Genomic DNA, 885 nt, shown 5'->3' on the forward strand with positions numbered 1-885 from the left:
GCTGAGCCGTGGCGCGCGTCCTGCTCAACATTCCCCGCAGCGCGAAGCCGGGCGAGGTCGTCACCATCCGCACGCTGATCCAGCACAGCATGGAGACCGGCTATCGGCCGGGCGCTGATGGCGAGGTGCTGCCGCGCGACATCATCCGCCGCTTCACCGCCACTTATGACGGCGCCGAGGTCTTCGCCGCCGAGCTCTCGCCCGCCATCGCGGCCAATCCCTTCCTGTCCTTCACCCTGGTCGCGACCACGACGGGTCCGCTGGTGCTGCGCTGGCAGGGCGACGATGGTTTCGACCAGACCGAGACACGCGAGATCGCGGTGGCGCCGTGAGATCGGCGCTGGCGCTGCTGGCCGCGCTCTGCCTGCCCGCCGCCGCGCAGGAACGCCGTTCCGGCTTCGTGGACATGTCGCGCGAAAGCCAGGCGATGCAGCAGGACGACACCGCCAATCCCGGCATGCTCTGGGTCCTGGAGGGCGAGGCGCTGTGGAACCGCCCGGAGGGTCCCGCCGGCCGGTCCTGCGCCAGCTGCCACGGCAATGCCGAGGTCTCCATGCGCGGCGTGGCCACGCGCTACCCGGCCTGGGACGAGGCGACCGGCACCCCGATCGACCTCGCGGGCCGCATCATGCAGAGCCGGGAGCTCCGCCAGGGCGCGCCGCCGCTGGCGCGGGAGAGCGGGGGCCTACTCGCGCTGACGGCCTATGTCGGGCACCAGTCGCGGGGACAGCCGATCAGCCCGCCGGCCGACCCGCGCCTGCTGGCGGCGCGCGAGCGCGGGCGGGCGCTCTATGCCGAGCGCCGCGGACAGCTCGACCTCTCCTGCGCGCAATGCCACGACGACAATGCCGGGCGCCGGCTGGCCGGCAGCCTCATCCCGCAGGG

Annotated in this window: 2 protein-coding genes; both read left to right on the plus strand. The window is 73.3% G+C overall.

The features are described from left to right. The first annotated feature begins 8 nt into the window (after window positions 1-8). Window positions 9-332, plus strand: a complete 324-nt coding sequence (gene soxZ / locus AC1DWF_RS33040) for a thiosulfate oxidation carrier complex protein SoxZ (protein WP_476842729.1) — start codon at window positions 9-11, stop codon at window positions 330-332. Continuing rightward, window positions 329-885, plus strand: a 557-nt coding sequence (soxA, locus tag AC1DWF_RS33045) for a sulfur oxidation c-type cytochrome SoxA (RefSeq protein ID WP_476842730.1), incomplete at its 3' end; no start/stop codon positions are given. The genes soxZ and soxA, both read left to right, overlap by 4 nt.

The sequence above is a fragment of the Aminobacter sp. P4_D5 genome (assembly GCF_056401815.1).